The 7,439-nt window shown below is 34.4% G+C and carries 10 protein-coding genes; 9 read left to right on the top strand and 1 reads right to left on the bottom strand.

The features are described 5' to 3' along the window. The first annotated feature begins 1,086 nt into the window (after positions 1–1,086). From H4J62_RS19780 to H4J62_RS19740, 9 genes are all read left to right on the top strand, one after another. Positions 1,087–1,605, top strand: coding sequence for a DUF1697 domain-containing protein (locus H4J62_RS19780; protein WP_182218619.1), 519 nt, complete (start codon positions 1,087–1,089; stop codon positions 1,603–1,605). Between the two features lie 105 nt (positions 1,606–1,710). Beyond that, complete coding sequence (locus tag H4J62_RS19775; protein ID WP_182218621.1) at positions 1,711–2,061, top strand: hypothetical protein; 351 nt, start codon at positions 1,711–1,713, stop codon at positions 2,059–2,061. Between the two features lie 130 nt (positions 2,062–2,191). After that, positions 2,192–2,551: a hypothetical protein gene (locus tag H4J62_RS19770; protein ID WP_182218623.1), complete on the top strand. Its 360-nt coding sequence runs from the start codon at positions 2,192–2,194 to the stop codon at positions 2,549–2,551. A gap of 142 nt (positions 2,552–2,693) precedes the next feature. Beyond that, complete coding sequence (locus H4J62_RS19765; protein WP_182218625.1) at positions 2,694–3,203, top strand: DUF6265 family protein; 510 nt, start codon at positions 2,694–2,696, stop codon at positions 3,201–3,203. Between the two features lie 126 nt (positions 3,204–3,329). Next, a complete protein-coding gene (locus H4J62_RS19760; RefSeq protein ID WP_182218627.1) occupies positions 3,330–3,791 on the top strand; it encodes a DUF2846 domain-containing protein in 462 nt (153 codons plus the stop codon). 117 nt (positions 3,792–3,908) lie between these two features. Next, positions 3,909–4,487: a hypothetical protein gene (locus tag H4J62_RS19755; protein ID WP_182218628.1), complete on the top strand. Its 579-nt coding sequence runs from the start codon at positions 3,909–3,911 to the stop codon at positions 4,485–4,487. A gap of 116 nt (positions 4,488–4,603) precedes the next feature. Further along, positions 4,604–4,837, top strand: a complete 234-nt coding sequence (locus tag H4J62_RS19750) for a hypothetical protein (RefSeq protein WP_182218630.1) — start codon at positions 4,604–4,606, stop codon at positions 4,835–4,837. A 91-nt stretch (positions 4,838–4,928) separates the two neighbouring features. Continuing rightward, a complete protein-coding gene (locus H4J62_RS19745; protein ID WP_070375257.1) occupies positions 4,929–5,222 on the top strand; it encodes a hypothetical protein in 294 nt (97 codons plus the stop codon). Between the two features lie 330 nt (positions 5,223–5,552). Continuing rightward, on the top strand, positions 5,553–6,197 hold the full coding sequence (locus H4J62_RS19740; protein WP_182218632.1) for an NAD(P)H-binding protein: 645 nt from the start codon (positions 5,553–5,555) through the stop codon (positions 6,195–6,197). A 355-nt stretch (positions 6,198–6,552) separates the two neighbouring features. Here the strand turns inward: H4J62_RS19740 and H4J62_RS19735 are convergent, their stop codons facing one another. After that, complete coding sequence (locus H4J62_RS19735) at positions 6,553–6,945, bottom strand: biopolymer transporter ExbD (RefSeq protein WP_182218634.1); 393 nt, start codon at positions 6,943–6,945, stop codon at positions 6,553–6,555. Between the last annotated feature and the right edge of the window lie 494 nt (positions 6,946–7,439).

Here is a 7,439-nt window from a genome sequence, read left to right as displayed (position 1 = left end):
CAGAAGTGAAACGCAGTAGCGCCGATGGTAGTGTGGGAGTTCCCATGTGAGAGTAGGACATTGCTAGGCTTCTAATTAAGAAAAACCCGTTACTAACGTAACGGGTTTTTTGCTTTCTGGCGTTTGAAAACACAAGATTTATAACTAATATAGTAGTAGCGCCAACAGTAGTGTGACTTATGTTCGACATGCCCATGTGAGAATAGGACATTGCTAAGCTTCTATTTACAGAAACCCGATCCGAAAGAGTCGGCTTTTTTGCTTTCTGTCGTTTGAAAACTTAGCAGAATAACCCTTCATAATCGCGTTTGCCTAGTCAGCGAATTACATCCTGATGTACCACTGTAAATGACGACAAAATCATTCATTGATTTAAGGTTGTGGTGAGAAGATCGCTATCTCAATAATATAAGAAGTAGTGATGACTTCGCGGTATTGTTGAACTTAAAATATTTAGAATATATTTTGTGATGACCTAGCCTTGTGTTATTAGTGATAAGTCTCAGTAATATCCAAATAATGATGAAATTTAAAAGTTCACTGTTCCTAAATTGTTAAAAATATGTGATATTAATGCGTAATAAATTTAATTTATGGATGTACATTAGTGAGTAGACTCCATATAAGCTGTTTAACTAAACCGCTTATCGGGGAGTACCAGCTCCCTGATATATCAATGCATCATAGTATTATGCTTATAATTGATAATACTTAATAAAAATAACCAAACTAGGAATGTCATTAATGGATAATTCAGGGAAAGAAATAGTAAAGTATGGAATTACATTTGGAACAGCTCTTTCAATTGCTATTTCATGGAGCGTAAATAAGTCAATCTTATGGGCAATTCTGCACGGTTTCTTGTCTTGGGCATATGTGATTTGGCATGTATTGACACGATAAAAAATTATTGAATGGTGTTAAGTTCTACTTAATTATCATTTAGTTAAAATGGCTTATTTTGAATGTGTTGATACTAACAAAGCATTCAAACGGATAAAAGACAGTTGGCTGTTTCACTCCGTTCGCTATTTTAGCCAACAATTTCGCGCCGCTAGTTAGGCGTTAGACATTTAAGGGAATTTGGTGCAAAAATTCATCGTATTATTCAGAGGGATCAATGTTGGGGGCAATAATATATTACCGATGAAAGAGCTTGTCCCGCTTTTGGAACAAAGTGGCTATGAAAGTGTTTCATCATATATCCAAAGTGGCAATATCGTTTTAGAAAGCCCTAAAAATCCAACAGAGCAAGTGCAAAGTATTATATCCAAGAACTTTGGCTTTGCTCCTGCGGTTTTCTCTTTAGAAGAATCTGTGTTCTCAGCATCAGCTTTAAATAATCCATACAAAGAATTTGAAGGTAAATTTGTACACTTTTACTTTTGTAAAAATAATATCAACCTAGTTCAAGATAAGTTAAATAAATATATATCAAGTTCTGAAGAGTATACAGTTAAAGGTAATGTCCTTTATTTATATGCACCTCAAGGCATAGGTCGTTCAAAACTAGTAGCAAATGTAGAGTCTTGTTTAGGTCAAAGTGCGACAGGTAGAAATCTAAATACTATTAATAAAATTAGCACTATGCTAAAAAATGCATAACAGGAACTTCAAACGGAAATATAAAGTTGGCTGTATTCACTCCGTTCAACATTTTAGCCAACTATATTTTTCGCCTAAGTGGGCGCTAGCTATCTAGGAGTATTCATGAATTGGTTGAAGCTTTCAAATGACGAAATATTGGAAATAGTTAATCCTATAATGGATAACCTTATGGATGCTTCCACTGAAATTGACCATGAAAAGCATGTGCGAGACTTCAGTGACAATATGAAAAGTATCGTCACTAAAGATGAACTTGAAAAGCAGTGCAAAGCATATCAAGAAACTCTAGGTTTTTTTACAAAACGAGAGTTGGTTGGTGTTATTAGAAAAAAAAGTGACGTAAGGGTTTTCTGGAAACAAGGGTATTCAAAATCAGATGACGAGTTCCTAGCTTTCGTTCACATAATACAGCGTAATGGAACGTTGGAAGTTGTAAATGCTTCTGTATCATAGTAAAAATAGTAAGTTATTCAAACCTACGCTAAAAATTGTTGGCTAAGTCCGCTTCGCCTCACATGTTAGCCAACTATAAAAAGCCTCTTAATGGGGTGTTAAAAATCTAAATAAAGTAACGGAGTACGCTATGAAATTTATTTATCTAATGCTACCAATACTGGTATCTCTTTCCGGTTGCAACCAATCGGACTCTGACAATAATATTGAAGTATATATAAGTACAGGGGAGTTACAGTGTCAGGATAATGGTTTATCAATATCATTAACTAAGAGTTATCTGCAAGAAGCCGGTATTGAAGTTAAAGATGAAAGTTGTGGTAATTTAATACTGGTTGATTACCCCTCAGTCTGTGGAGGGGGAACAGGAAAGTTACATGTGTTTACTATTCACGAAAACCATTCGCAAACTGCTGAAAATATAGGGTTTACTATACCTGATAGTACAGTTGGTGGCGGTGATTATGCCAAAGTTGAGTGTAGTGATTAACGATTTATAACAAGTCATTCAAGCAGAAAAAGTAACAGTTAGCTACAAAATACTCCTTCGTTGTTTATTTTAGCTAACAATTAAAAGCTTCTTAATGGGCGTTATGTGGTCAGATTATTCCAACTTGTCATGGAGCAATAAAATGATTAAAAAAAGTGCACTTTGTTTCCTTATGCTATTTTGTTTTGATATTTTAGCAAATGATAAATTCCCTAACATATTATTCTTAGAAGGTAAGCAGCAGTCACCTGCTGCTGATTTAAGTGTAGTGAAATGGCTTTCAGGTCATTGGAGAGGGGAAGCATTTGGTGGCCTCATTGAAGAAGTATGGTCGCCTGCTGTTGGCGGGAGCATGATGGGAGCATTTAAGCTTGTTGTTGAAAATGAAGTACAATTCTATGAAATTGAGACAATATCCGAAGAAAATGGAACACTTATCTTTAGATTAAAGCATTTTCATAGAGACTTAAAAGGATGGGAGAAGAAAGATAAAACTATTGATTTTGTATTGGTCAAAGTTATGGAAAATAAAGTTTACTTCAACGGCATGACTATTGAGAAGGTTAGCGACAACGAAATTAATATATATGTTGCTATTGAAGACAATGGAAGTACAACTGAAGAAAAGTTTTCTTATACAAGAATTAATTGAGACTTCGGTTCGTAACTACATAAAAGCCATTCAAGCAGGACAAATATCAGTTGGCTTTTGCTCCTGCGTCGCTATTTTAGCCAACAATTATTTGTCTCTTAATGAGGCGTTATGAGGTTTTTGAAATTGAGAGTATTATTTCTGATTATATGCACACTACTTTTTAGTGGGTGTTCTGCTTCTGGAGATCGGTTTAAAGGTTTTGAAAATACAGCTGTAAATAAGAGTTCTTTATATATTTATAGGCCATCTAAATTCTTTCAAGGGGGAACTTGGCCAACCATTTTTATCGATGGTAAAGAAAAGTTTTCTTTAAAAAATTCTGGTTATGTCTTAACTCACCTAGAGCCGGGGGCACATGAGATAAAAATAGGTTCAACTTCATTTCTAGATAATTGGATTTTTGGAGATGTAATTGGAAATATTGATATGGAAAAAGGTAAGACATACTACTTAAGGTTCGATATAGAATTTCAAGATGCAACATCAATGGGGACAGTGATGTCATTTTCGGGGGCTGCGGGATTAATTGAAGTTAATAAAGAACAAGCTGCAAACGATTTAAAAGTACTTAATTCGAGTATGTAGCCTCATAATAAGCCATTAAAGCAGAACTTTTAACCGTCGCTAGGTTCCGCTCCGTTTGATATTTTAGCCAACAATTAAAAGCCTCTTAACGTGGCGCTATGCTACTAAGGAAAGTTAGTGTTTAAAATTATAGTATTATTATCAAGTTTATTTCTTGCTTCGTGTGCGACTGTCGCACCCATTGTAAATTCAAATAGCCCTATTAACATTTATGGTGTAACGACACTCCCTCCACAAAATGGAGATTGGGTGGTTATTACTGCTTCAGGCTATCAATCATCTCTTGGGAGTAAAGGCGTTAATAAAAATGAATCGCAAGTTGTAAATGTTTCTATATTTCAATTGCCAAGTTTAGATTCAGATAAAAAGTTTCTAGAATATATTGTTAGTTCGAGAGCATCTGCCCCAAATACGGGGCGATTTGAAAACAAAGAAAACAGCGAAAACCTTTCATCACTTAATGGTGCTGTTTGTGTTAAATACCATTCAATATCTCAAGATACTAATGCTAAAATTCAAGGAGGCAAAGCCTCAATGTTATTTGAAAGTATTGGCTATAATTGCCAACATCCTAAAAAAAACACAGTAGGTGTAAATATTGAGTACTCTAGTCGTTACTTTGTAGATACTGGATATTCAACATTACAAAACGATAGTGATGCGTTTTTTAATAATATCCAGTTCACCGAGTTTTAATAGCATAAGCCATTCAAGCAGGAAAAATAACAGTTGGCTATATACTCCTTCCTTGTTTATTTTAGCTAACATTCATTTGTCTCTTAATAGGGCTTGAGGGTATAAGGTCACAATTTATGGATATTATTCAAGTTGATGGTTTAGACGTTTTAACTTCTTCATTTAATTCTTATGACGAATTAATAAATATGGAGTTGCAACAAGATCAAATTAGTGACGTTTTCCCATATAAAGGGAATACGTTAAGCTATGCATTTGTAAAATCAGGCATATCACTTGGTTATTATAAAATATTATCAGCAAAGCGATTAACATCAAAAAAAACATCGTTTACTCTTCATAAGCAATAAGCCCTAACAATAACTCGAACGGAAGATACAGTTGGCTGTTTTCACTTCGTTTTCCATTTTAGCCAACTATATTTTTTGAGAGGTTTGAGCATTGGTCCCATATTTACTAGCTGGATTATCTATATTAATTGCGGGTGGCGTTCATTGGAAACTTCCTAACTCATTTTGGCAAGCATCAATGTATTCAACTCTGGCCATTGTTGTAGTATCACTATTATTTATTTTTGTTTTTCAGTCTAATTACCTAGGCTTAGACGAAAATACAGCCGAAACGGCTAATATTGGTGTAGCAGTTTTACTCGTATCTGCACTTGTTTCATTTTTTGGTTTGTTAGTCTCTTTAATGGTTGGTTATTTTCTAAAAATAGTGAGATCGTCGGTATAAAAACATCACCAGAATTTAAACAGGGACAAAATACAGTTGGCTAACGACCGTTCTAATATAATTGGGTGGCATAACCGATATCATTATTGCGTTGGACTACTTTTATCTACTTATATAAAAGAACTTCAGAGACACCATGCCAATAACAAAGCTACAAGCCAATATAGACCGACGATAAATTGTCAGCTAGTATAGGTTTTCATAAATTTCAGTTAACAATTATTATCCTTTTAACGAGGTGTTATCTTATCCCTGCATTAATTCAGCTCAATATATTTTCGACACAGTAAAAAAGCATCAATTTTCCGGGATAATACTAGAGAGAGTGTAATGGCAAAAAAAGCTATAGTTATAGGCGCTACCGGGTTAGTCGGTCGGGCGATAGTTGATCAACTCGTTAGCAGTGACCATATTAGTGAAATTATTACACTAACACGTAGGTCTTCCCCACATACATCAACAAAAGTTTGTAATCAAGTCGTGGACTTCGAACACCTCAATAATTACATCACACTATTTCATGCGGACATTTTATTTTCATGTCTTGGTACAACAGTTAAGCAAGCGGGTTCAATCGTGGAACAAGGTAGAGTAGATCTTGATTACCAGTTTGAAGCAGCACAATTAGCAGTAAGCAACGGTGTTAATCACTACCTACTCGTTTCTTCTGCTGGGGCTAATGATCAAAGTAATAATTCGTATCTGAAAATGAAAGGTCTTTTGGAGCAGAGAATAAAACAATTACCCTTTAAACGTATTAGTATTTTTCAACCGTCATTACTACTTGGTCAACGAACAGAATTTCGCTTAGGTGAAAAAATGGCTAGTTGGTTCATGCCTATTTTATGCATTATACCCTTGCTACGACGCTTCCGCCCGATAACGGGTGAGCAAGTAGCAGCAAGAATGGTCTTGTCTAGCCAGGAGCTTGGTCCGTCAATAGAGATTTTTTGTCTTGATGAAGTTTTTATTTAGTGATCAACAGCATTATACATAGGTAGACTTATTACCAGATTAATAATTTTTTACTAATAAACAATATTAAGTAGGGAGTAGGTTAAGCGCCGGGGATAATGAGTTAATCGTCTCTTGTAATAAGAGTGTATTAGGTGTCGTTAATAGTCTGCTTTGTCTATGTAAAAGCTAATAACACAAGCTAGATGCCAAGTACTTGATTATTACTGTCAGCATTAACAGAGTTAAATGTCATTTTAGTGACTAGCGGGTTATAAAAACTAATATGATTGACCTTAATATATCGAAGCACATATATAACAGGAACCTGAGTTTAAAGGGTTAGCCCATCAAAAGACTAACCCTCATATATAAACTATTTTCCTATAGATACCGTAAGCCCACCAACCATAGTTATGTGATCGATAACCTTAACTACATTATCATAATTTGTATTTGCGTGAGGGATCACAACAGCAGCAGATACTGGGTTAGTAGCCATATAATTTTCTATATTTGCTGGTAGTCTTTCAATATCTGTAATTCTACCATTTAAGGAAACAAGACCATTTTCATTTACTCTTATAAGTAACATAGGATTATTATTCTGATTAGGATTGCCGCCATCGGGTTTATTCACTAAGAAACCTTGTTCTTTAACAAATGAGGTGGTCACAATAAAGAATATTAAAAGGATAAAAACAATATCAAGCATAGGTGTCATATCTGCTTCAGCTTTTTGGTCTTCATAAAGTCTATTTCTTCTCATCCTGGTACCTCAATACTTGTTAGTTATATTCTACGAGTTATTTCGTATATCTTTTAGATTAGTTCAAATTATCGATAAAACAATATAGATACGAATTTATTCGTAAATAAGTAAAAACAAAACGACTAATTAATAGGTGAGATGAGTAAATTAACTAAATATGCAGCACAACATATTGATATTTGTACGCTGAAGAATACTATTTGATCTTCGACATGATGAGTTAAAGTAAAAATAGGTCCAGATTTATAGTGCTTATAAATAGCTGTAGGGGAGTTATTAGTAGATATATGTTTTAATATCATCCTGTCTGCTTGTTTTTCATTCGAACAAACAAAAAGATGAAAATAGTGCTTGATAGTTTTTAGAAAATGTCTAGAATGCGCTCCAGTTCCAAGGGGTTCAGTCAAAACGAACCACGAAAGAGCTGTTTTGATAAGTTATCTACATCACTTTAGAGTAAAGTAGTTAACTTAACGTTTTATAGATAAGGT

The organism is Colwellia sp. BRX8-5 (assembly GCF_014077325.1).
In the GTDB taxonomy this organism is placed as follows: domain Bacteria; phylum Pseudomonadota; class Gammaproteobacteria; order Enterobacterales; family Alteromonadaceae; genus Colwellia_A.
The sequence above is the reverse complement of the archived record's forward strand: the minus strand, read 5'-3'. Positions and strand labels throughout refer to the sequence as shown.

Excerpts from the sequence above, each read along its gene's own strand:
- H4J62_RS19775 (WP_182218621.1), top strand. The coding sequence starts at position 1,711 with ATGAATTGGTTGAAGCTTTCAAATGACGAAATATTGGAAATAGTTAAT.
- H4J62_RS19770 (WP_182218623.1), top strand. The coding sequence starts at position 2,192 with ATGAAATTTATTTATCTAATGCTACCAATACTGGTATCTCTTTCCGGT.
- H4J62_RS19765 (WP_182218625.1), top strand. The coding sequence starts at position 2,694 with ATGATTAAAAAAAGTGCACTTTGTTTCCTTATGCTATTTTGTTTTGAT.
- H4J62_RS19750 (WP_182218630.1), top strand. The coding sequence starts at position 4,604 with ATGGATATTATTCAAGTTGATGGTTTAGACGTTTTAACTTCTTCATTT.
- H4J62_RS19740 (WP_182218632.1), top strand. The coding sequence starts at position 5,553 with ATGGCAAAAAAAGCTATAGTTATAGGCGCTACCGGGTTAGTCGGTCGG.
- H4J62_RS19735 (WP_182218634.1), bottom strand. The coding sequence starts at position 6,945 with ATGAGAAGAAATAGACTTTATGAAGACCAAAAAGCTGAAGCAGATATG.